Below are 21,095 nucleotides of genomic sequence, written 5' to 3'. Positions count from 1 at the left end.
CCATGGCATTACTTCGTGTTGATCAAGTTCGGATTGCTTTTGGCGAACGCCATGTGGTGGCAGGCTTGTCGTTTGTGCTCAATGTGGGCGAAATCGCATGCCTATTGGGCGCGTCGGGTTGCGGTAAAACGACAATGCTGCGGGCCATTGCGGGCTTTGAATCTTTGCGTGATGGTGAGATTTATCTTGATGATCAGCTGGTGTCTAGCCCCGCGAGTTTAGTTGCGCCCCAAATGCGCGGTGTGGGCATGGTGTTTCAAGATTACGCCTTATTCCCGCATCTGACTGTTGCAGGCAATGTGGCATTCGGAATTCAGCACATGAGTAAGTCGGAGCAAGCCGCTCGCGTGGCTCAGATGCTCGAACTCGTGGGCTTGGCTGACTTGGGCGCGCGCTATATGCATGAGCTATCGGGTGGGCAGCAACAGCGCGTTGCACTAGCACGTGCTTTGGCGCCACAACCGCGCTTATTGTTGCTGGATGAGCCGTTTTCTAATCTGGATGTCGAGTTGCGGGAGCGACTAGGACAAGAAGTTCGCGCTATTTTAAAAGCGACGGGCACCACGGCCATTTTGGTGACGCATGATCAACGTGAAGCATTTGCCATGGCTGATCAGATCGGTGTAATGGCCGATGGAAAAATCTGCCAATGGGGCACGCCGTATGATTTGTACCATGAGCCAGCAGATCGATTCGTAGCCAATTTTATTGGTGAAGGTGTGTTATTGCCGGCCAAGCTGACGGCACCCCAGTGTATTGAATTTGAGCTAGGCCAGATTTGCCGCACAACGCCGGTTGAATGCTGCCTTGGCTGCGACATGGAGGTGCTGATTCGACCTGATGACATTCAGCACAATGACCGCAGCTCGCTGCAAGCTAAAGTGATGGCCAAGGCATTTCGCGGCGCGCAATTTCTCTATACCTTGGCGCTGCCATCTGGGCAGACTTTATTGTCATTGGTGCCCAGTCATCATAATCATGCGATAGGTGAAGATATTGGAATCGAGCTGGAGATGGATCACCTGATTGTTTTCAAGAAATAGGGCATGTTCAGATTATGTGTTGATATGAACAGAACTTGGTTTGACTACGAAAAACGATATTCGTAGGGTGGGTTACGCCCTAAGGGGCTACCCCACCCTACGACTCTTGTTATCAACACGTTATCTGAACATGCCCAAGAAATAAGGGGTATGTCTATATAAGCTTTGATTGGGTTGATTTTCAATAAAATACCTATATGGTGTAATCTTCTTGCTGCCGAGGTGAAAGAGCCGTAAATGCCGCGTGAGTAGAAATAAACGGCGCGCGATCTAGGTGCTCGAGTAAATCGCCATGCATCAGCGTTTCGAGTACCGGGCCTTTAACCTCTGCTAAATGCAGCGTAATGCCCGCATCGGCTAATGCTTTGTGCCACTCTTTGAGGTCATTGATCGCGCTGTAATCAATGCTATTGACGGCAGATAAGATCAATAGCAGATGTTTGATTTGCCCTGATGCAGCATGAATATTGAGCTGATGTTTAATCTGCTCGATCACATTGGCGGTGTTCGCAAAATATAGATTTTCATCGACTCGGATCGCCAATATGGTCGGCACCGTTTGGGTCTGAAAACGTTCTACATTGCGGTAGTGCTCGGTATGGGGTACTTGCCCAACGACGGCGATATGCGGCTTATGGCTGCGCCATACATAGAGCAAGATGGCAATCCCAACCCCGAGTGCAATACCCAACATCGGGCCGGTGAGTAACACCCCAGTGAAGGTGACTATCCAAGCGAGCCCATCGCGGCGATCAAATTGCCAGGCTTTGCGTAATTGTTCGAATGAGATCATGCGGCTCGTAGCCAGAATGATGGTTGCCGCCAGCAAGGCTTGCGGTAAGAAAGCCAGCGCAGGTAATAGCAACCACAGGGCCAGTAACATCCAGACGGCAGACATCATCCCAGCCAGTGGCGTTTGTGCCCCCGCGCTGGTATTGACGACGGTACGAGAAAATCCGCCGCTAACTGGCAATCCGCCCAAAAATGCGGACGCCACATTGCAATTACCCAGTGCTACTAATTCGCGATTGGCATCGATGGTTTGGTGGCGGCTGGCGGCGATGGTTTGCGCTACCGTGATGCTTTGTAGATAGCCAGCTAAACCGATCAAAAGGGCTGGTAATACCAAAGATTGCATCTGCACTAAATCAAGGTTGAAGTGCTCAATGGCAAAATGAGCATCAGGTAATTTGCCGAGGGTTTTAATCTGGTGGGCTGGGTCAAGCCAGATCAGCGCGATGGCCAACACCATCATCGTCAAGAGCGGTAGCACTTTTCCGGCCAGTTGGGCCGTGTTTTGCGCTAATCCTAATTTTTGCAGTAAACCCGCTGCCGGACTGGCACTAAGCCACATGGCCAGTAGTCCGAATAATCCAAATAACAATGGCGCTGCGCTGAGTTGCTGTACAGCTGCGGGTACATGTTGGGCTAAAGCAATCAAGGTGTCGCCACGCCATTGGGCGCCCAGTAATGCCCCAGTTTGGCCGAGTGCAATCAATAAAGCGGTGCCCGCGCTAAATCCTTGCACGACAGGGAGCGAAAGCAGTCGTGTCATTTGGCCCAGTTTGAGTTTGCCAAACAGCGTGAGCATTAGGCCAGATAGCAGGGTCAGTGTGGCTGCCAGGGCAAGGTATTCTCGACTGCCTGCGAGTGCCAAAGGGGCGAGGGCGCTGGCGGTCATGGCCGATGTAATGGCCATGGGGCCCACCGATTGCGTCATGCTACTGCCAAAAAAACCATAGACCAATAAGGGGCCAAGGCTGGCATACAAACCTGCCATCGGCGGTAAACCCGCCAATTGGGCATAAGCCAAGCCTTGGGGGATCAATAGCAGCGCAACAATCACGCTTGCGCTGAAGTCGCCCGCGAACAAGCCGCCATGATACTGGCGCATCCATTGCGGCAATAAGCTAGTAGGGCGAAATCGGCTGCGTATGGACATGATTAAGCTTTGGCGTTGCGACGTTCAATGATTTCGAAGAGATACATTCCCACCAACATTGCGACGGTGAACAATACCCCCCCTAGTGATCCCATGCCTACCGCTACTAATGCTGGCCCTGGGCATATACCCCCAATACCCCAGCCAATGCCAAATGCTGCGCTGCCTAACACTAAACGTTTGTCGATGAGGGTATTGCTGGGTACTTTGAGCGCTTCTTTGGTCAACAGGCTCAATGAGGTGCGTTTTGCCTTGGCGTAGAAAACCATTGAAACGCCAATGCCACCACCCATCACAAATGCCAGACTCGGATCCCACAGACCTGCAATGTCGAGAAAACCCTGAACTTTGACTGGGTTCGCCATGCCTGCGAGGATCAGTCCAAGGCCAAATAAAACGCCGCTAAACAGGCCAAATAGATTGAATTTCATGCTTGTGTCCTTGTTTATCCGAGTAGATGTTTAATGATAAATACGGTCACAAAGCCTGTGCCCATAAAACTCAATACTGCGATCAATGAGCGCAGGGAAAAACGAGATAAACCACAGACGCCATGACCACTGGTGCAGCCATTGGCATACCGCGTGCCAATCCCGACCAAGAGACCTGCAATAATCAAGCCCAATGGTGACGTGACCATTTGTAGCGCGGGTAAAGGCGCAAAGAGCGACCAAATCAGCGGTGAAATGACTAGGCCAGCGATAAAAAAGAGTCGCCAGCTTTTATCTGCCGCGCCGCCAATTAAGCCACCGATAATGCCGGCGATGCCAGCCACACGACCAGCGAGCAAGATCATTAAGCCGGCGGTGAGGCCAATCAGGGCGCCGCCCAATAGCGAGGCGAGCGGGGTAAAGTGAGCCAGATCAATTTGCATTTTCATTCCCTTGGGCAGCGTCAAATTTGTTTAAGTCTATGGGGCAATAAAGCTTATAAAGAAGTGACAGTATTTCGTGTACTTCCTGGCTGGCGAGCGAGTAATAAATGCGTTTGCCATCCCGACGCGTATTGACCAAACCGGCATTACGCAGCACGCCCAATTGTTGGGACAGGGTTGGTTGGCGAATATCGAGTAGGGCCTCGAAATCAGAAACGCATTTTTCACCGTCTACCATTTGGCAGAGCAGCATGAGTCGATCTTCGTTGGCGAGGTTTTTGAGTAGGCCAATGGCATTGCACGCGGCTGAGCGCATTGCTTGCATTTCTAAGTCAGTCATAAGTGACCTTCTAGTTAACTAACGTTGACATATTATATAAAAAAATATATTGTAAAGTAAAGCTGTAACGATAAAGAATCACAGGAGTTCAATATGACCGTAGCAAATACTCAGCAGCAACCCCAGGTTGAAGCATTTTACGATCCAGCGACTTTTACGATTTCCTACTTGGTGTATGACAAGCTAGGTGGGCATGCCGCAATTATTGATCCGGTGCTCGATTACGATGCTAAATCCGCCAGAACCAGTACCGGCAATGCGCAGAAAATCGTAGATCGCATTCGTGCCATGCAATTAACGCTCGATTGGATACTCGAGACGCATGCTCATGCGGATCATTTGTCTGCCGCCGCCTGGTTGCAGCAGCAATTGGGCGGGAAAATCGCCATTGGTAAAGGGATTGAGCAGGTGCAAAAAATCTTTAAGCCCATCTTTGGTATGGAGAATGAGTTTGCCACGGATGGTCGCCAATTTGATCATTTGGTGGTGGATAATGAAGAGTGGGGTATTGGACAAATGACCGCAAAGGCATTAATGGTGCCAGGACATACCCCTGCTGATGTGGCGTATTTGATTGGAGATGCGCTATTTTTGGGTGATACTTTGTTTATGCCAGATGTTGGGTCGGCACGCTGCGATTTTCCCGGTGGAGATGCTGGTCGTTTATATGATTCGGTACAACGGCTGTATCAACTTCCCGATGAGACCAGAGCATTTGCTTGTCATGATTATCAACCTGCCAACCGGGCTAATCCCGCGTGGGAGGCCAGTATTGCCGAACATAAAGCGCATAATATTCATTTGTCGGCCGCGACGAGCCGCGATGACTTTGTCAAAATGCGGGAAGCGCGCGATGCCACGTTGGCCATGCCCGTTTTAATCATGCCGTCGATACAGGTTAACGTGCGTGCTGGTCATTTGCCGCCTGCGGAAGCTGATGGACGCCAATATTTGAAATTGCCACTAAATACTTTGTGAGAAAGACATGAGTTTGTTAATCGATTGCCCCCACTGCCATGCTAAAAACCGTTTGGAAGCGACGCGCTTAAATGAAGCGCCAAACTGTGGGGCTTGCCATGCACCCTTATTGGCTGGGGCACCTATTGCGGCGACAAAAGAGTCGCTGCCGGAATTACTCAAACATTTAAAATTGCCGGTGGTGATTGATTTTTGGGCACCGTGGTGTGGACCTTGTCAGCAATTTGGACCTACGTTTGCCGCTGCGGCAAAGGATATGGCGGGAAAAATCTTGTTTGTAAAGGTGGATACCGAAGCCGAACCTGAGTTGGGTAATCAATTTCGCGTGCGCAGTATTCCAACTTTGTTGATGTTGGAGCAAAACATGGAACTGGAGCGTGTGTCAGGCGCCATGTCATCCGGCCAGTTTAAAGCCTGGTTAATGCAGTTTTTATAAGCGGCTCGGGCCGCGAGGAGGTGTGAGATGAACAATGTAGGTGGTTTGGATCGCGTTGCTCGTATCGCGGTGGGGGTGTTGTTGCTGGTGCTGACCTTGTTGGGTGTAATCGGTGTCTGGGGTTGGATTGGGGTGGTGCCATTGGCAACAGGCTTGCTTCGCTCTTGCCCACTCTATAAATTAGTGGGTATCAATACATGCCCGCTTAAATAATTGGCGTCTAGAGGTAGGTGCCGTAAAAAAAAGACCACTGATTTCAGTGGTCTTTTAATTTGTAGCCAGCCTTATCAAGCGAGGCTTAACCTGCTTTGAGGCCGCTTTGACGTGTTTCTTCAATCCAGCGGCGAACTCGCTGGGCATCACCAATTCGCGTGTATTTGCCATTTGAATCCATCAGCACCATGACCACAGGCATATTGTTGATCGTTGCCTGCATCACAATGCAGCGGCCAGCTTCATTGATAAAGCCGGTTTTTGAGACGCCAATTTGCCAATCTGCATCTTTGACTAGCGGATTGGTGTTGCGGAAAGACATCAGGTGGCCAGTAACATTCGAAACGAACTGATATTCACTAGAGGTCGAAAATTGGTGAATCTCAGGGTAACGCTGTGCAGCTTTAACCATCAAAGATAATTCACGTGGTGTCGACACATTGCTAGGTGTCAGTCCCGTTGGATCGAAGAAGCGGCTGTTTTGCATGCCCAGCTGTTGCGCTTTTTCATTCATTTTGCGAGTAAACGCTTCGCGACCGCCAGGGTAGGCGTGGCTCAGGGCCGATGCTGCGCGGTTTTCTGATGACATCAGTGCGAGCAGCAACATTTCACCGCGGGTGAGCGTTGTGCCTACGGTGAGGCGTGAGCTGGTGTTTTTCAGGCTATCAACGTCAGCTTGGGTAATGCTGATCAGTTCATTAAGTGGCAATTTGGCATCAAGCACGACCATGGCGGTCATGAGTTTGGTGATTGAAGCAATTGGCACGATATTGTCGGCGTTTCTTTCGTACATCACTTCGCCGTTTTGCTCGTTCAGTACCAAAACCCCACTAGATTGCACACCTGGACTGCTTAGATTAATTGGATTGGCATTAACACGATCAACACGAACACCGCTGCGGGCGCCAGCAATGGCTTGTTGTTCAATGCTTTTTTTGCGAGCGACTGTTTTTGATGAATTACTTTTGCTTGTTTTACTGGTCTGAACAGTTGGTTTTTTGGCGGACGTTTTCTTGCTTTTTTGAGTGCTGTTCTGTTGCTGATTAGCTGTTGTTTTATTTGTTGTTTTGCTAGTTGCAAGAGCCGGGGTGGCCGCCAAAACGGTGCTAGTAAATAGCACACATAGCGAGCGATACAGCTTGTTCATGAGAGACCCCTTTGAGAATACGGATTGATACTATCTTAGTTAATACTGATTTTACTGAAGAGGGGTGAAAATGTCATGTTTAATCAAGAAGTAGTGGTTTTTAGCTAATAAATAACATTAGAATCTAATTCGCTTTCTGTTGGTGTTAGGATGTGTTTGTGTTGCGTTGCAGCAATTGTCTTGTCACAATGTTAGGGATAACCCTAGTTATACGGAGCTGAACTGTGCTGAATCACCCCTCGATGCAGGTTTTTTTCGATCATTTAACTCAAGCAAATCGTCAATGGGCTGAACATTGGGGTAAAGCTTTTCCGGTTGGTACGCCCAATCAGCATGTAACCGTCTTGCATGAAATGTTGCATAAAATGCAACAGTCTCAGCCAAATTTACTCAGCGCCCACGCTGAGTTCTATCAGCAACAAATGGATTTATGGCTCGGACTGATTGGTGCTAAATCAGGTGTTAAAGTGGTTGAGCCCGAAAAATCAGATCGCCGATTTAATGCCCCAGAGTGGGACACCCCGATTTTTGATTACATTCGACAGAATTATTTGCTGACCTCTAAATGGCTGCTTGATCAGATTAATTCCCCTCAATACGACGATGTAACGCGCGAGAAAATGTCTTTTTTTACGCGTCAGTATATCGATGCCATGAGCCCAACCAATTTTGCTTTTACTAATCCCGAAGTAATGAAGCTCGCCCTAGAAACCAAAGGGGAAAGTTTGCAAGAAGGGATGAAGCAATTGCTGGCGGATATGCAAAAAGGCTCAATTACCATGACTGATGAAAGTCAGTTTGAGGTGGGTAAGAATCTTGCTGTAACGCCAGGTGAAGTGATTTTTGAAAATGAGCTTTTCCAGCTGATTCAATACACGCCAAGTACCCCACAGGTGTATAGCCGCCCACTGCTAGTCGTGCCGCCGTGTGTCAACAAATACTACATTATGGATTTGCAGCCAGCGAACTCCATGATGGGTTATATCGTAAGTCAAGGTTTCACCACTTACTTGGTCTCATGGAAATCCATTGAGCCGCACCAGGGGCATTTGCGCTGGGATGATTATATTGAGTCCGGCGTAATTAAAGCCGCTGAAGTTGTGCGTGAAATAAGTAAAGCCGAAAAAATTAATGTGCTCTCGTTCTGCATAGGTGGTGAGCTAGTTTCTACCGCAATTCCAGTCATGAAAGCCCGTGGACTAGATTGGTTTGAGTCGGTGACTTTGATGACGGTGATGCTCGATCACACCGATCCAGGCGAGATTAAGCATTTTATTGATTGGAATTTAATTCGTCAGCGTGAGTTAAAAGTAGAGGGAGTCATTGGTGGCAAAGAATTAGCACGCACTTTCTCTGCGCTCCGTTCTAACGATTTAATTTGGAATTATGTCGTCAATAACTATCTGAAAGGCAAAAATCCAGCCCCATTTGATTTGCTGTATTGGAATAGTGACTCGGCTAATTTGGCATTACCGATGCACACCTTCTTCCTGCGCAATATGTATTTGGAAAACAACCTCATCAAGCCCAATTCCTTTAGCTTATGCGGCACGCCCATCGATTTAACGACCATCAATGTGCCGACATATATCTTTGCGGCGAGAGAAGACCACATTGTGCCTTGGCACTCTGCATTTGCAACGACTAAGATATTTAAAGGACCGTTGCGTTTTGTGTTGGGGGCTTCTGGGCATATTGCGGGTGCCATCAATCCGGTGAGCACCAATAAACGTAACTATTGGGTCAATGACAACGTTGCACTGAACGCCGAGGATTGGTTTAACTCAGCCGAATCACGCCCAGGCAGCTGGTGGCAAGACTGGTCTGCTTGGCTGGTGCCACACTCAGGCTCGCAAGTCGCTGCGCCGAAAAAGGGCGGCAATACCAAGTACAAATCAATTGAAGCGGCCCCAGGTCGTTATGTTAAAGCCAAAGTGGTTTGATTTTTTGTAGTTGAATTGAGCAAGGCAGTCGCCTTGCTTTTTTTAGAGTCAAATGCTTACAACTACTTGTTGTTTGCTTTTGTATAAAAGGGAATATTTATGACTGAAGTGGTTATTGTTGCTGCTGGACGTACTGCATTGGGTAATTTTTCTGGTGGCTTAGCTAAAGTTGCAGCACCAGAACTTGGCGCGACAGTGATTCGTGCTTTGCTTGAAAAAACAGGGGTAAAACCTGAGCAAGTATCAGAAGTTATTTTGGGTAATGTTTTGACGGCTGGCTTGGGGCAAAATCCTGCTCGTCAGTCTGTGCGTCGCGCGGGCTTACCAGATACAGTACCAGGCATGACGATTAACCAAGTCTGTGGTTCAGGCTTAAAAGCAGTTGCTTTGGGCGCTCAAGCTATCTTGGCTGGTGATTCAGAGGTTGTCATCGCGGGTGGCCAGGAAAATATGTCAGCTAGCCCGCATATTTTGAATGGTAGCCGTGATGGTTTCCGTATGGGTAATGCCAGCCTCATCGATAGCATGGTTTACGACGGTTTAACTGATGTTTATAACAATTACCACATGGGTGTTACGGCTGAAAACATTGCGAAGAAATATGGCATTACGCGTGAAGAACAAGACGCTATAGCCTTGGCTTCGCAACAAAAAGCAGCCGCAGCGCAAGCAGCAGGGCGTTTTGCAGATGAAATTATCCCTGTCGTCATTCCACAAAAGAAAGGCGATCCCGTTGTATTTAATCAAGACGAATTTATTAAGCCCAACACCACGGCTGATTCCTTGGCTAAATTACGCGCAGCGTTTGACAAAGAAGGGACTGTAACTGCAGGTAATGCATCAGGTATCAATGATGGTGCTGCAGCGGTAATGTTGATGAGCCGTGAAAAAGCCAATGAACTTGGCTTGCCTGTATTGGCGACGATTCGCGCTTCAGCAAGTACGGGTTTGGACCCAACGATTATGGGTATGGGACCTGTGTCTGCTACCCAAAAAGCGTTGGCTAAAGCGGGTTGGAGTATTGAAGATCTTGATCTGATCGAAGCAAATGAAGCTTTTGCGGCGCAAGCATTGGGTGTGGCGCGTGAGTTGAAATGGGATATGAATAAGGTCAACGTCAATGGTGGCGCGATTGCTTTAGGCCATCCAATTGGTGCTTCAGGTTGTCGAGTTTTGGTAACGCTGATCCATGAAATGCTTCGCCGTGATGCGAAAAAAGGTCTGGCGACTTTGTGTATTGGTGGGGGTATGGGCGTAGCTTTGTGTGTAGAGCGCTAGTCTAGACATATACCCAATAAAAAATCCGCAGATATTTCTGCGGATTTTTTATTGGTCTGCGCTCAATTACTTTTTGAGTGAATCGCGAATTTCGCGCAACAATGCAATTTCTTCTGGAGTTTCTGCTACGACTGGGGCTGGCTCAGCTTCGCGTTTCAATTTGTTCATGGCTTTAACAACCATGAAAATGGCGAAAGCAACAATTGTAAAACTGATCAGGCTATTAAAAAATAGGCCGAAGTTCAAAGTGACCGCACCAGCATCTTGAGCCGCTTTCAGTGTTTCGTAGGGGCCCGCTACTTTGCTGCCTTGAACGAGGGTAATAAACATATTGGTGAAATCTACTTTACCAATAATAAAGCCCAAGGGGGGCATGATGATGTCTTTGACTAATGAATCAACAATCTTGCCAAAGGCCGCGCCAATAACGACACCGACCGCCAAATCAATCACATTGCCACGCATGGCAAATTCGCGAAACTCTTTAAACATGAAAACCCCGATATGTCATTGAGATAAAAGTAAGTGAATTGTTAGTTAATCTTTCACAACGGTCAAGTAAACCGTGATTTCTTCTCGGTCATGGTATAAATGCTTGGCTGTGATTTTGCATGACATTCCAGCTTTTTCCAGCTTTGCTTCAATCAATGCAAAGCATTTGCAAACTTCCAAGTAGCGTTTTTTCATCGGTAATTTCAAATTGAAAATCGCTCGGCGCGCATTGCCTGCAGCAAACCACTTGGCCATTAATTCAGCAACCCGAATCGGTTGCTCAACCATATCGCAGACCAGCCATTCCACTGGATTTTTAGGCTTGAATTTAAAGCCATCATCTCGGATGTGTTTGACTTGGTGATGGCCATCCATACTGCCCTTCATGGGCCCGTTATCAACCGCAAACACTTTCAAGCCTCGGCTGACTAATTGATAGGTCCAGCCACCAGGTGCTGCGCCCAGATCGACGGCACTCATTCCTTCCCTAAATTTACTTTCGGGTTTATCGACCAGAACCAAAATCCCTTCGAGCAGCTTTAAGGTCGAACGACTTGGCGCATCAACAGGCATGCGTAAGCGCGGAATGCCATTGATCCAGTCGGTGTCTTTTGCTGGGCGTGAGGCGATAAATACTTCATTTTGTTGTGGGAAGAATAAGTGCAAACGATTGCGAACACGTTGTGGCTGTAGCCAATTGTTTTCGGCTGCTGCTTTGGCGACATAATCACCAAATTTACGGCAAAAGCTTGAGAGCGACTTACCATCATTGGTGTCTGGATATTCTAGCCAGATATCACTAAAAGCCGAGTCAATTTGTTTGAGTGAATTCACGATCGGGGTCAGTCGATCTTTGCCGCCCAGTGTGATGCGATCGTGCACTAATAGTACCTGACGGGGGAACATCAGCTGCTTATTGACGAGGCTATTTAATGCGCGTGGATCTTTTTCTGAAGGGGTAAAGACGATCCAGCCATCGCCACGTTCAAAGCTGCCATCACAGCTTGCATTGTCGGCAATTTCTTCGGCGCAATCAGGCTCAAAACCGGGGCGGCAATAAACTAGCAAAGCCTTTGGGACGACGGTGTTGATCTCAGACATATTAGCGCTCAAAGTAAAAGCCGCAAGGATACCCAAGAAATTGCTTTGCGGCCATGAAACTAGGAATAAATTAGTGTGGGCGGCAGCTAGTTGTTGATATGACTTGGAAAGCGCATAACAAATCGTGTGCCTTCGCCTTCTTTGGAATGGACTTGGATACTGCCGCCTAAAGTTTGTGTTACCAGATTAAATACAATATTCAGCCCCAGCCCGCTGCCGCCATTGGCGCGTTTGGTGGTAAAGAAGGGATCAAAAATTTTATTGATGAAAGATTCGGAGATTCCTGCGCCATTATCACTAAATTCAAGCTCAACCCAATCGCCGTCTTTATGGGCCGATACGATGATTTGATTATCTTGTCCGCCTATCGCAGCACCATTGCTCGGCGCAAAGGCGTGCAGCAGTGCGTTGTTGAGTAAATTGGTCAAAATTTGTGACAGCGCCCCTGGGAAACTATCCATGCGAATTTCTTCATGGCAGTTGATTTCAATGCTCACCGCCGCGTGTTTTATCAGCGGACGCAAACTCATTAAAATTTCATTCAGATAGGCATTAAGCTCAAAGTCGCGTTTCACTTCCGAGGTCTGATCAACCGCAACCCGTTTAAAGCTTTGAATCAGGTCGGCGGCTCGGCTGGCATTGCTCATGATGAGCGCAGATGATTGTTCGGCCGTTTCACTGTAATTGATCACTTCCGATTTTTTGACCTGACCGCCCTCAATCATTTGTCTAAATTTCGCGGATTCGTCACGCAAGACTGATGCACTCGTCAAAATTACGCCAACTGGCGTGTTTATTTCATGCGCTACGCCCGCTACCAGGCTTCCTAATGAAGCCATTTTTTCTGATTGCACCAGATTTTGCTGTGTTTCCTTGAGTTGAAGTAGGGCGGTTTCGGCTTCTTCTTTCGCTTGGCGCATTGCAATTTCAGTACGCGATAAATTGGACACATCATCTTGTAGGCGATGGGCGATGCGATTGTAGCCTACTGATACCTCATCGATTTCTTGATAGGGATTGCGTGGTAAATCGATGTCATTGTAGGCAATGTCGCGTTCTGCGATGTAACTAAGTCGATCGCGGAGTAAAGATAATGGCTTGATGACGATTTGTTGCAAGGAACGGGAGAGTGCCAAAACGATCAAGAGATCGAGAATAATAATCTCAATGATTTTTTCGATCACTTGTTCGCTTAGTTGTTTTTCAATTAGTTTACGGCTGGCAATGTATTTCACGTGCCCAAGTACTTTCTGGCTTTCTGCTCCATTGTATTTGAGTGCGAATTCCACGCCTTTTTCGCTGCTCAACGCTTGCTTCAGTTTAACAACTTCCCCTTCGGCATTGCGCGAACGACCATCGAGAAATAAATCGCCGTTATACACTTCGATCGCGGTAATGCCGGGGTAGCTCATTTCGGCATCGAGGATGCGGGCAAGTTGAATATCATCAAAATTCCACAGCACGCCAGGAACGACCGTTTCCATGCGCAATTTCATGCGATTGAGGTAGTCTGAGAGTTCAGACTCAAGACGTTTTTCGGTGTGGTAATACGAAATAGCACCAGACACGGTCAACGCCGTTGTCAGAATCAAGACAAAAATAATATTAAGGTGAGTTCGTATGCGGCGCATGGCTAAATTTTGACTGAATAGGCTTTAAATTTAGCAGTTATTCTTTTTTTTGCAGGTATTTTGCGTCGTCAAAACTGGCAACCCATTGAGGCTGCCAGACGACGAGTAAGGTGAGATTGAGTCCCGTGCTAAATGCTTCAGGCCAACCCATTAAAAAATAATACGGCAGGATTTCGTCTTGTAAAAATCCCCAGCTATAACTGCCTGAGCTGGCTAAAACTACGCAGTGAAAGAGGCCATAAGCCCACATTGAAATGGCTGCGGCTGCAAAGCAATTGACAAACACATAGGTGAAGAAATTAAGCGGCAGCCGCTGTTGGCTAAGTTGGAGTAAATAGCTGCTGATATAACAAGGAATGGCCGCGAGCAAAAGCCAATATAGGCCGATATTTTGCCATTCAAGACGGGAAAATAGCGCTTCAATGAGCAATATTGCGGCAATACCGATCAGTGCCCGATTGCGACCTGCAATTAAAGTGAGCGCGGTACTGCCTAAGATGTGAAATGAAATGCCCGCTTGGATTTGTGCGTTAAGCTGCCAGATCAGCATGATGAATACACAGCATGCTAACCAGCTATTGAGATGACTATTGGAAATAGCCCGCCACCGCTCGGTGCGCAAAGCCTGCCATAGGCCGAGTACCATCAGCCCCGCACCCAAAATCAGCCAAGACTGAGCATAGAGTGCGGGCATCGCTTAAAAACGCCAGGCTTTGTCGACCATTTCACCCAGTTGCGTGAGTCGGCCGTGGAAGAAATGCCCGACGCCAGGCACGACAACGACGGGGTGTTGTTGTGGGCGTGCCCAATCCAGTACGGCTTGCAGGCTGATCACTTCATCTTCTTCGCCATGAATAATCAGCGTGCCTTTGGGGACATTCGGAAATTCATAGCGACTAACAGCGGGGCCAATCAAAATCATGCCCTCGACTTCATGTTCGCCCAAGCGCTCACGCAATCGGCTTTGCACCAAGGTACCAAAGGAAAAGCCCGCCAAGGTTAGGCGTGTCACCTCTGGGAACTGACTGCGGGCATAGGCCAATACTGCAGCCATATCGTCGGGCTCAAATTCACCGCGGCTGTGTACACCTTCCGACTTACCGACGCCACGCAGATTGGGGCAAAAAGCCACATAGCCTAAGCGCGATAGCGTTTTGGCCAAGGTATGCACAATCTTATTATTGAATGTGCCACCTTCGGTTGGGTTGGGGTGGGCGATCAGGGCAATGCCAACGGTACTCGACCATGCCGAGTCTAGGCGTAAACATTCCAGCTTGCCCGCTGGGCCTGCGATTTCAATGAGCTCGAAAGTAGCTGCTTTGCGGGGTATGTTGCTCTGGGTCATTTCTTGATTGGTCTTTATTGTTATACGTAGCTGGGTATTAGATCTTTAATCGCTCGACGACACGGCCATGTACGAGGTGCTCGTTGATGATTTCGTCGATGTCGTCTTTATCGATGTAGGTGTACCAGGTTTCTTCAGGGTAAATGACGATCACAGGGCCTTCTTCACAGCGCTCTAGGCAACCGGCCTTGTTGATGCGTACTTTGCCTGTGCCATTGAGCCCCAAGGCTTTCACTCGCTCTTTGGCGTACGCCCAAAGCTGATCTGCTCCACAGCTATTGCAGCTTTGACGCTCACCGGGTTCACGCTGGTTTAAGCAAAAAAAGACATGATGTTGGTAAAAACTCATCGCGACCTCGGTGGGCTATGGGTAATAAAAATTATTGAATCGTGGCGTCAATCGCCTGACCCAGATTGTGTGCTGTAATAAACAAAGGCAAGCCGTCGGTATCGAGGACTGGCTGCACATTGCCGATCATTTTGACTGAGTCAACACGGCATTCGCGCATTAATTCGGCGACGTATTGTTCGATATAGGCTACTTGATCATTCGCTGCTAAAGGCCAAACATAGCCTTCCCAACGTTCTGGGTCTTCAGTCGTGCTAAAGGTAATGCGGATTTCAGCATTTTCATGCGCCGCAACCGTCACCACTGGCGTGCGACCTTTAGTACGAATACTGCGCAGGGCATTGCTGGTCATCACTTGCAGGCGAGTTTCGAGCTGCGTAACGCGACCAGCGTCTTGCGCGGCCAGCCAGCTCATTGGTGGGCGTGGAATCGGGAATAAAGTCACGCCATTAGTTTTGAGCGTGTCGCTAATCAGTTGCGCCAAAGGCATACCCCAAGCGCCTACTTGGCCGCCAAGTTTGATCGCAGGGGCAGCGTTTTGCTGCTGAATCGCTACGCCGACTAAATAGCGTAAAGCCACGACTTCATCTTTGATTGCAATTGCGCTGCCTGCCGAATCAATTGGGAAGCGGCTCGCTTCGCTGATGGTTTCGCGCCATTCGGCAATTTGCGCTGGATTGATCGCCGCGACTAAATCGGGGGCTAGCAGTGCGCCAGACAAAAAGACATCCGCGTCGGCGGCGACGACGCCATGTTCGCGCAAGATGCTGAGCGCCGCAGCGCCATCAATTTCACTCGGTAAGCTGGTCTCGCCCTTAAAGCCGGCGACCAAGACCAAAGGAATCGCAAACGGAACCGCATATTTGGCCGAAGTAGATTGCTCCACTTCATCGCGAATGCATTGCCACAATTCAAACCAAGCCTCTTGTGATGGCACTTGGGTAATTGCGCCATTGAGGCCGTAATGATCGCGCGCGCCGAGTAATTCAGCGATCAATTGGCGCAGACCTTGGCGTTTTACCGCCACCTGCGCGGCATCGCGCTCGGTCATCAGCGACATCAATTGGCGAATCACTGGGTTTTGTGGGTTCACGCGAGGGTAGAGGCGAGGATCTGGCAGCGTCATGGCAGTGCTTTAATGAGAACAATTCGAAAGTGCGATTATACCTGCCGATGTTGTCGCTTGTCGCGACATGCGTTGTTCGTGGTTTAATGGCGGGAAATTCATATTGGAGCCCGTAATGACGACGTACAGTGTAATTAATCAAGACTTACTCAGTGGATTGCTGGCTGAAGCAGCAGATAACCCACGCTTGCGTAAAAATCGCAATTTTCATCCGAGCGACGATGCAGCGTGCCATCGTTTGGCCAATGCTTTGCAGCCGGGTACTTATGTACACCCGCATCGGCATATGGACCCCAACAAAGCCGAGACGATGATTATTTTGCAAGGCGAGTTGGGCGTGCTGATTTTTGCTGAAGATGGGCAAGTCATTGCGCGTCATCATCTCGTTGCAGGTGGTGAGAATGTCGGGATAAATATCGAAGCTGGGGCTTATCACAGCGTACTGGCTTTGACGCCTTGTGTGTTTTTTGAAGCCAAGGCTGGCCCGTATGTGCCAGTTGCCGCGAATGAATTAGCGCCGTGGGCGCCAGCGGCGAATGATGATAATGTCGCTGCGTATTTAGACTGGATGGTGAGTCAATTCTAATGATGTGGGGGTATGGTTATGAAATATAATTTCTAGTTGGATTTGCTGGCTATACCTGCCATTTTAGGCGATTTCCCGAAAGTCTTTATAGTTTTTGGCCTCGACCATACTTTCGCTCAAGCCCTCAACACGCGCGGTGCTTGGGCCGTGTTTTAACCATTCGGCCAAGTGGGCGAGTGAGAGTGCCTCACCTTCGGCCCAAACTTCAACCCGACCATCGCTGAGGTTGCGTACCCAGCCTGTCAGTTGTAAGTCGATCGCGCGATTGCAAGTTGCCCAGCGAAAACCAACGCCTTGCACGCGTCCCGAAATGAAAAAATGCTGCGCTTGTTTCATGATTGCATCCTCAACTCATCATTTGAGTTTAGCGCAAATAAAAAACGGCACTATTAAGTGCCGTTTTTTATTACCAATGTGTATCACCAAATGCTGAGCAGTTAAACTCAGGTCAATCTTCCGCTTAGAAAGCTGGAACAATCGCGCCTTTGTATTTCTCTTCAATGAATTTTTTCACTTCTGGCGTTTTCAGTGCTGCAGCCAGTTTTTTCACTGCTGCGGCGTCTTTGTTGTCGGTACGAGTCACCAAGATATTTACATACGGTGAGTCTTTACCTTCAATCGCCAAGGCATCTTTAGTTGGATTCAGTTTCGCCTCGAGTGCGTAGTTGGTGTTAATCAGCGCCAAATCAACTTGGTTCAAAATGCGTGGCAAAGTGGCGGCTTCCAGCTCTTTGAATTTCAACTTTTTCGGGTTTTCAGCGATGTCTTTGCTGGTCGCCAGAATGTTTTTGTTGTCTTTGAGCTTGATAACGCCCGCTTTATCGAGCAAGAGCAGAGCGCGGCCGCCGTTGGTGGCGTCATTTGGAATCGCAACGGTTGCGCCTTCTTTCAGGTCGGCCAATTTTTTGACTTTAGTCGAGTACGCGCCGAATGGCTCAACGTGAACACCCGCTACGCTCACCAAGGTGGTGCCTTTACCTTTGTTAAATTCGGTCAGGTAAGGTTGATGTTGGAAGAAGTTGGCGTGGAGTTTTTTCTCGGCCACTTGCACATTGGGCTGTACGTAGTCAGTAAATACTTTGATGTCCAACTCAACGCCTTGCTTGGCGAGAGTGGGTTTGATGAATTCGAGAATTTCAGCGTGCGGTACGGCTGTGGCGCCAACGCTCAGTTTGTCGGCTGCAACGCTATTGATGCTAGCGAAAGCGGCTGCGGCAGCAAGTAGGGTGACGATTTTTTTCATTTTATTTCCTTTTGGGATGGGTATCAGTTTGAACTCTTTTGGAGTAATGACTTGTACGCATATACCCGTTGGTGGGTCTATGCATACAGATTACCACTACGTAATAAAAATACTAAAGATTGCTTTGTTATAACTTTATACAAATCAGTTACCCCTTAGCGACGGCTAAAGTGCTGTACCAGCTTGTCGCCCACCATCTGCAAAATCTGCACCAAGATCAATAGCAAAATCACGGTAACGACCATGACGTCGGTCTGGAAGCGTTGATAGCCAAAGCGAATCGCCAAATCACCCAAGCCGCCGCCGCCAATGACGCCAGACATCGCGGCGTATGACACCAAGGTAATCGCCGTGACGGTGATCGCAGCCAGAATGCCGGGCATTGCCTCAGGCAATAGGGCTTTGGTCACGATTTGCGTCGTGGTTGCGCCCATCGCTTGCGTCGCTTCGATAATGCCGCGATCGACTTCCCGCAAGGCCGTTTCAACCAAACGCGCAAAGAAGGGCGTCGCACCCACGACTAGCGGTGGGATAGCGCCTGCGACACCCAGCGAGGTGCCCGTCAGTAGTACCGTGAATGGGATCATAATGATCAGCAAAATCACAAAAGGCACCGAGCGCAGCACATTCACTACGAAAGACAAAATACCGTACACGGCAGGCTGGGCGAGTAATTGTTTTTTGCCGGTGAGAAACAGCAAAATCCCGAGCGGTAAACCGAGGATAAGCGTAAATAGTAGCGAGCCGCCGAGCATACTCAGCGTATCCAGCGTGGCCGTACCAATGTCGGCCCAGTCAATATTGGCAAAAAGTTCGTTCATCATGCGCGCAACTCCTCAATCACAATGCCTTCATCTGCGAGTCGAGCCAGCATGGCCTTGGTGTTTAGCCCAGTGAGGCCCAAAGTGAGCTGGCCGCAAGGCGTGTCTTTGATGCGCTCGATGCGGCCTGCCAGAATCGAAAAGTCAATTTCATACTCGCGGGCGAGGGCGCTTAGATGCGATTGGTAAGTGGCTTCACCTTTGTAAGTCAGTCGCACAATTTTGCCCGGCACATGGGCAAAATCATCGGCCTCATCGCTTTCATCGATGTGTTCGCTTTCGTACACAAAGCGGCGTGTCGTCGGATGTTGCGGATGCAAAAAGACTTGTGTTACCGGGCCGGTTTCGACAATTTCGCCACCATCAATCACCGCAACACGATCGCAAATGCTACGAATCACATTCATTTCATGCGTAATCAGTACGATGGTCAGCTTGAGCTTCTGATTGATTTCCAGCAGCAATTGCAGTACCGATGCGGTGGTTTGTGGGTCGAGTGCACTAGTGGCTTCATCGCACAGCAGTAATTTCGGATTATTGGCGAGTGCGCGGGCAATGCCGACGCGCTGCTTTTGGCCGCCCGAGAGCTGAGCTGGATATTTATTCGCGTGATCGGTCAGACCGACCAAATCGAGCAATTCTGCAACTCGCGTTGCAATGGCCGCTTTATCGAGCTCACCGGCTACTTGCAATGGAAACGCGACGTTCTGCGCGACGGTTTTGCTCATCAGCAGGTTGAAATGCTGGAAAATCATGCCAATTTTTTGGCGCGATTTACGCAGCTGATCACTCGTCAGTTCGGTTAGATCAACGTCATCGATTAAGACGCGGCCACCCGTTGGGCGCTCTAACAAGTTAATCAAGCGGATTAAGGTTGATTTGCCTGCGCCAGAATGGCCGATGACGCCGAAGATTTCTCCTGCGGCAATATTCAAATCAATGCGCTTAAGCGCCGGTATTTCACGGCCATCAACGCGATAAAATTTACTGAGATTTTCTAATGAAATCACTCGTTTGCCTTTTTGGGCTGCTGTGATGAATTAATTATTCATCATGCATATATCAATGAACAAGGGAATTAATTGCGATTTATCCAGCAAATTGGCGCAATACTGCGCTAATTCGCACTAAATCTGTCGATTCAATTTGCCAATGGGTGACTAAGCGCATCCAACCGTTTTCGGGGGGATTCACTTTAATATGCGCTGCAGCAAAAGCACTCATCAACGCAGCCACATCAATCTCGTGCCTAAAGCGGAACCACACCATATTGATTTGTACGCTGGCCAAATCGATATCTATGCCATCCATTTGACTGAGTGCCAGGGCTAGTTGCTGCGCATGGGCGTGATCTTCGCCTAAGCGCATTGTCATGGTATTGAGTGCAATCAGCCCCGGTGCAGCCAAGACGCCGACTTGGCGCAAGCCGCCGCCGAGCATTTTGCGCAATTTGCGTGCACGGGCGATAAAATCGGCGGGGCCTGCGAGGATTGAGCCAACCGGCGCAGCCAAGCCTTTGCTGAGGCAGCACATCACCGTGTCGCAATATTGGGTAATCTCTTTTGCATTCACACCTAAGTGCGTTGCTGCGTTGAAAACGCGTGCGCCATCGAGGTGGACCGGAACTTGCTGCGCTTGAGCAATCGCCCAAATATCCTGCATATTCTGCAATGGAATGACACGGCCATTGGAGTGCGCATTTTCTAAGCAAATCAAACCCGTTTTGGGCTCATGAATATCAATGCCATGGCGGATTTTGGCTTTGATCGCCTGTGGGTTTAGTCGACCTTGATCGCTTTCCAGCGTGCGCAATTGCACGCCGCCAATCACCGCCGCGGCGCCTGCTTCATGCCAGACGATATGGCTATCATCGCCGACAATCACTTCATCGCCGCGCTGGCAATGCGTCAAAATAGCGAGCTGATTGCCAAATGTGCCGCTGGGAACAAAAAGTGCGGCTTCCTTGCCTAAGCGAGCTGCCGCTTGGGTTTCTAGCTCGATGACAGTGGGGTCATCACCATAGACATCGTCGCCCACAATGGCATTGGCCATCGCTTGACGCATCTCATTGGTCGGCTGGGTCACCGTATCGCTGCGTAAATCAAGGGTTTTCATGGCGGCTCGATAGCTTGGAATGGGTTTAATTGTGACTTTTAACGCGTAAACTGACTATAGCCGATATTCCTAATCCGAATTATTCACTCGGG

Annotated in this window: 25 protein-coding genes; 7 read left to right on the top strand and 18 right to left on the bottom strand. The window is 48.9% G+C overall.

What is annotated here, in order from left to right; all coding sequences use genetic code 11:
• Positions 1–2: 2 nt before the first annotated feature.
• Positions 3–1,043, top strand: a complete 1,041-nt coding sequence (locus tag HQ393_RS05960) for an ABC transporter ATP-binding protein (protein WP_179357920.1) — start codon at positions 3–5, stop codon at positions 1,041–1,043.
• 193 nt (positions 1,044–1,236) lie between these two features.
• Here the strand turns inward: HQ393_RS05960 and HQ393_RS05955 are convergent, their stop codons facing one another.
• The 4 genes from HQ393_RS05955 to HQ393_RS05940 are packed head-to-tail and all read right to left on the bottom strand — an operon-like array spanning position 1,237 to position 4,199.
• Entirely contained in the window at positions 1,237–2,985 is a 1,749-nt protein-coding gene (locus tag HQ393_RS05955) for a SulP family inorganic anion transporter (protein WP_179357919.1), read from the bottom strand.
• A gap of 2 nt (positions 2,986–2,987) precedes the next feature.
• Positions 2,988–3,416: a DUF6691 family protein gene (locus HQ393_RS05950; protein WP_179357918.1), complete on the bottom strand. Its 429-nt coding sequence runs from the start codon at positions 3,414–3,416 to the stop codon at positions 2,988–2,990.
• A gap of 14 nt (positions 3,417–3,430) precedes the next feature.
• Positions 3,431–3,859, bottom strand: a complete 429-nt coding sequence (locus HQ393_RS05945) for a YeeE/YedE family protein (RefSeq protein ID WP_179357917.1) — start codon at positions 3,857–3,859, stop codon at positions 3,431–3,433.
• Positions 3,849–4,199 carry an ArsR/SmtB family transcription factor gene (locus HQ393_RS05940; protein ID WP_179357916.1) on the bottom strand — a complete coding sequence of 117 codons (351 nt, stop codon included), beginning with the start codon at positions 4,197–4,199 and terminating at the stop codon, positions 3,849–3,851. The genes HQ393_RS05945 and HQ393_RS05940 overlap by 11 nt, the downstream gene beginning before the upstream one ends.
• Before the next feature lie 93 nt (positions 4,200–4,292).
• On the opposite strand from HQ393_RS05940, the gene HQ393_RS05935 reads away from it, so the two are divergent.
• Genes HQ393_RS05935 through HQ393_RS05925 form a run of 3 tightly spaced genes read left to right on the top strand, consistent with a single transcriptional unit; the run spans position 4,293 to position 5,826 of the window.
• A complete protein-coding gene (locus HQ393_RS05935; RefSeq protein WP_179357915.1) occupies positions 4,293–5,177 on the top strand; it encodes an MBL fold metallo-hydrolase in 885 nt (294 codons plus the stop codon).
• A gap of 7 nt (positions 5,178–5,184) precedes the next feature.
• Positions 5,185–5,613 carry a thioredoxin TrxC gene (gene trxC / locus HQ393_RS05930; protein WP_179357914.1) on the top strand — a complete coding sequence of 143 codons (429 nt, stop codon included), beginning with the start codon at positions 5,185–5,187 and terminating at the stop codon, positions 5,611–5,613.
• Between the two features lie 27 nt (positions 5,614–5,640).
• On the top strand, positions 5,641–5,826 hold the full coding sequence (locus HQ393_RS05925; RefSeq protein WP_179357913.1) for a YgaP family membrane protein: 186 nt from the start codon (positions 5,641–5,643) through the stop codon (positions 5,824–5,826).
• A gap of 85 nt (positions 5,827–5,911) precedes the next feature.
• On the opposite strand, the gene pbpG is transcribed toward HQ393_RS05925, so the two are convergent.
• Positions 5,912–6,973, bottom strand: a complete 1,062-nt coding sequence (gene pbpG, locus HQ393_RS05920) for a D-alanyl-D-alanine endopeptidase (RefSeq protein WP_179357912.1) — start codon at positions 6,971–6,973, stop codon at positions 5,912–5,914.
• Positions 6,974–7,197: 224 nt separating this feature from the next.
• Here pbpG and HQ393_RS05915 point away from each other — a divergent pair, with 224 nt between their 5' ends.
• Together HQ393_RS05915 and HQ393_RS05910 are read left to right on the top strand one after the other, a co-directional pair.
• Complete coding sequence (locus HQ393_RS05915; RefSeq protein ID WP_246307966.1) at positions 7,198–8,916, top strand: PHA/PHB synthase family protein; 1,719 nt, start codon at positions 7,198–7,200, stop codon at positions 8,914–8,916.
• Positions 8,917–9,015: 99 nt separating this feature from the next.
• On the top strand, positions 9,016–10,194 hold the full coding sequence (locus tag HQ393_RS05910; protein ID WP_179357911.1) for an acetyl-CoA C-acetyltransferase: 1,179 nt from the start codon (positions 9,016–9,018) through the stop codon (positions 10,192–10,194).
• Positions 10,195–10,260: 66 nt separating this feature from the next.
• Here HQ393_RS05910 and mscL read toward each other — a convergent pair whose 3' ends face one another.
• From mscL to HQ393_RS05875, 7 genes are all read right to left on the bottom strand, one after another.
• Positions 10,261–10,686 (bottom strand): large conductance mechanosensitive channel protein MscL, encoded by a 426-nt coding sequence (gene mscL / locus HQ393_RS05905; protein ID WP_179357910.1) that lies wholly within the window; start codon positions 10,684–10,686, stop codon positions 10,261–10,263.
• A gap of 45 nt (positions 10,687–10,731) precedes the next feature.
• Entirely contained in the window at positions 10,732–11,787 is a 1,056-nt protein-coding gene (gene rlmM, locus HQ393_RS05900; RefSeq protein ID WP_179357909.1) for a 23S rRNA (cytidine(2498)-2'-O)-methyltransferase RlmM, read from the bottom strand.
• A gap of 86 nt (positions 11,788–11,873) precedes the next feature.
• Entirely contained in the window at positions 11,874–13,355 is a 1,482-nt protein-coding gene (locus HQ393_RS05895; protein WP_179357908.1) for a sensor histidine kinase, read from the bottom strand.
• Between the two features lie 100 nt (positions 13,356–13,455).
• Complete coding sequence (locus HQ393_RS05890) at positions 13,456–14,112, bottom strand: energy-coupling factor ABC transporter permease (protein ID WP_179357907.1); 657 nt, start codon at positions 14,110–14,112, stop codon at positions 13,456–13,458.
• Between the two features lie 3 nt (positions 14,113–14,115).
• A complete protein-coding gene (locus tag HQ393_RS05885; RefSeq protein ID WP_179357906.1) occupies positions 14,116–14,763 on the bottom strand; it encodes an alpha/beta hydrolase in 648 nt (215 codons plus the stop codon).
• A gap of 37 nt (positions 14,764–14,800) precedes the next feature.
• A complete protein-coding gene (locus tag HQ393_RS05880) occupies positions 14,801–15,112 on the bottom strand; it encodes a (2Fe-2S) ferredoxin domain-containing protein (protein ID WP_179357905.1) in 312 nt (103 codons plus the stop codon).
• A 31-nt stretch (positions 15,113–15,143) separates the two neighbouring features.
• Complete coding sequence (locus HQ393_RS05875; RefSeq protein WP_179357904.1) at positions 15,144–16,238, bottom strand: hypothetical protein; 1,095 nt, start codon at positions 16,236–16,238, stop codon at positions 15,144–15,146.
• Between the two features lie 115 nt (positions 16,239–16,353).
• Here HQ393_RS05875 and HQ393_RS05870 point away from each other — a divergent pair, with 115 nt between their 5' ends.
• A complete protein-coding gene (locus tag HQ393_RS05870) occupies positions 16,354–16,824 on the top strand; it encodes a WbuC family cupin fold metalloprotein (RefSeq protein WP_179357903.1) in 471 nt (156 codons plus the stop codon).
• Between the two features lie 63 nt (positions 16,825–16,887).
• On the opposite strand, the gene HQ393_RS05865 is transcribed toward HQ393_RS05870, so the two are convergent.
• The 6 genes from HQ393_RS05865 to ltaE form a co-directional block, all read right to left on the bottom strand.
• Positions 16,888–17,160 carry an acylphosphatase gene (locus tag HQ393_RS05865; RefSeq protein ID WP_179357902.1) on the bottom strand — a complete coding sequence of 91 codons (273 nt, stop codon included), beginning with the start codon at positions 17,158–17,160 and terminating at the stop codon, positions 16,888–16,890.
• Between the two features lie 18 nt (positions 17,161–17,178).
• The gene (locus tag HQ393_RS18035; RefSeq protein ID WP_179357901.1) at positions 17,179–17,301 is read right to left on the bottom strand and encodes a hypothetical protein; all 123 of its coding nucleotides are present in this window, start codon (positions 17,299–17,301) and stop codon (positions 17,179–17,181) included.
• Positions 17,285–18,067, bottom strand: coding sequence for a MetQ/NlpA family ABC transporter substrate-binding protein (locus HQ393_RS05855; RefSeq protein WP_179357900.1), 783 nt, complete (start codon positions 18,065–18,067; stop codon positions 17,285–17,287). Before HQ393_RS05855 ends, HQ393_RS18035 begins: the two co-directional genes overlap by 17 nt.
• 155 nt (positions 18,068–18,222) lie before the next feature.
• Entirely contained in the window at positions 18,223–18,891 is a 669-nt protein-coding gene (locus HQ393_RS05850; RefSeq protein ID WP_246307965.1) for a methionine ABC transporter permease, read from the bottom strand.
• Positions 18,888–19,898, bottom strand: a complete 1,011-nt coding sequence (locus HQ393_RS05845) for a methionine ABC transporter ATP-binding protein (RefSeq protein ID WP_179357899.1) — start codon at positions 19,896–19,898, stop codon at positions 18,888–18,890. Before HQ393_RS05845 ends, HQ393_RS05850 begins: the two co-directional genes overlap by 4 nt.
• A 79-nt stretch (positions 19,899–19,977) precedes the next feature.
• A complete protein-coding gene (ltaE, locus tag HQ393_RS05840) occupies positions 19,978–21,003 on the bottom strand; it encodes a low-specificity L-threonine aldolase (protein ID WP_179357898.1) in 1,026 nt (341 codons plus the stop codon).
• Positions 21,004–21,095 lie beyond the last annotated feature (92 nt).

Source organism: Chitinibacter bivalviorum (assembly GCF_013403565.1).
Classification (GTDB): Bacteria; Pseudomonadota; Gammaproteobacteria; order Burkholderiales; family Chitinibacteraceae; genus Chitinibacter; species Chitinibacter bivalviorum.
The sequence above is the reverse complement of the archived record's forward strand: the minus strand, read 5'-3'. Positions and strand labels throughout refer to the sequence as shown.

Excerpts from the sequence above, each read along its gene's own strand:
- HQ393_RS05960 (WP_179357920.1), top strand. The coding sequence starts at position 3 with ATGGCATTACTTCGTGTTGATCAAGTTCGGATTGCTTTTGGCGAACGC.
- HQ393_RS05870 (WP_179357903.1), top strand. The coding sequence starts at position 16,354 with ATGACGACGTACAGTGTAATTAATCAAGACTTACTCAGTGGATTGCTG.
- HQ393_RS05850 (WP_246307965.1), bottom strand. The coding sequence starts at position 18,891 with ATGATGAACGAACTTTTTGCCAATATTGACTGGGCCGACATTGGTACG.
- trxC (WP_179357914.1), top strand. The coding sequence starts at position 5,185 with ATGAGTTTGTTAATCGATTGCCCCCACTGCCATGCTAAAAACCGTTTG.
- HQ393_RS05935 (WP_179357915.1), top strand. The coding sequence starts at position 4,293 with ATGACCGTAGCAAATACTCAGCAGCAACCCCAGGTTGAAGCATTTTAC.
- HQ393_RS05855 (WP_179357900.1), bottom strand. The coding sequence starts at position 18,067 with ATGAAAAAAATCGTCACCCTACTTGCTGCCGCAGCCGCTTTCGCTAGC.
- HQ393_RS05865 (WP_179357902.1), bottom strand. The coding sequence starts at position 17,160 with ATGAAACAAGCGCAGCATTTTTTCATTTCGGGACGCGTGCAAGGCGTT.
- HQ393_RS05885 (WP_179357906.1), bottom strand. The coding sequence starts at position 14,763 with ATGACCCAGAGCAACATACCCCGCAAAGCAGCTACTTTCGAGCTCATT.
- HQ393_RS05910 (WP_179357911.1), top strand. The coding sequence starts at position 9,016 with ATGACTGAAGTGGTTATTGTTGCTGCTGGACGTACTGCATTGGGTAAT.
- ltaE (WP_179357898.1), bottom strand. The coding sequence starts at position 21,003 with ATGAAAACCCTTGATTTACGCAGCGATACGGTGACCCAGCCGACCAAT.
- HQ393_RS05940 (WP_179357916.1), bottom strand. The coding sequence starts at position 4,199 with ATGACTGACTTAGAAATGCAAGCAATGCGCTCAGCCGCGTGCAATGCC.
- HQ393_RS05875 (WP_179357904.1), bottom strand. The coding sequence starts at position 16,238 with ATGACGCTGCCAGATCCTCGCCTCTACCCTCGCGTGAACCCACAAAAC.
- mscL (WP_179357910.1), bottom strand. The coding sequence starts at position 10,686 with ATGTTTAAAGAGTTTCGCGAATTTGCCATGCGTGGCAATGTGATTGAT.
- HQ393_RS05955 (WP_179357919.1), bottom strand. The coding sequence starts at position 2,985 with ATGTCCATACGCAGCCGATTTCGCCCTACTAGCTTATTGCCGCAATGG.
- HQ393_RS05890 (WP_179357907.1), bottom strand. The coding sequence starts at position 14,112 with ATGCCCGCACTCTATGCTCAGTCTTGGCTGATTTTGGGTGCGGGGCTG.
- HQ393_RS05945 (WP_179357917.1), bottom strand. The coding sequence starts at position 3,859 with ATGCAAATTGATCTGGCTCACTTTACCCCGCTCGCCTCGCTATTGGGC.
- HQ393_RS05950 (WP_179357918.1), bottom strand. The coding sequence starts at position 3,416 with ATGAAATTCAATCTATTTGGCCTGTTTAGCGGCGTTTTATTTGGCCTT.
- HQ393_RS05925 (WP_179357913.1), top strand. The coding sequence starts at position 5,641 with ATGAACAATGTAGGTGGTTTGGATCGCGTTGCTCGTATCGCGGTGGGG.
- HQ393_RS05880 (WP_179357905.1), bottom strand. The coding sequence starts at position 15,112 with ATGAGTTTTTACCAACATCATGTCTTTTTTTGCTTAAACCAGCGTGAA.
- rlmM (WP_179357909.1), bottom strand. The coding sequence starts at position 11,787 with ATGTCTGAGATCAACACCGTCGTCCCAAAGGCTTTGCTAGTTTATTGC.
- pbpG (WP_179357912.1), bottom strand. The coding sequence starts at position 6,973 with ATGAACAAGCTGTATCGCTCGCTATGTGTGCTATTTACTAGCACCGTT.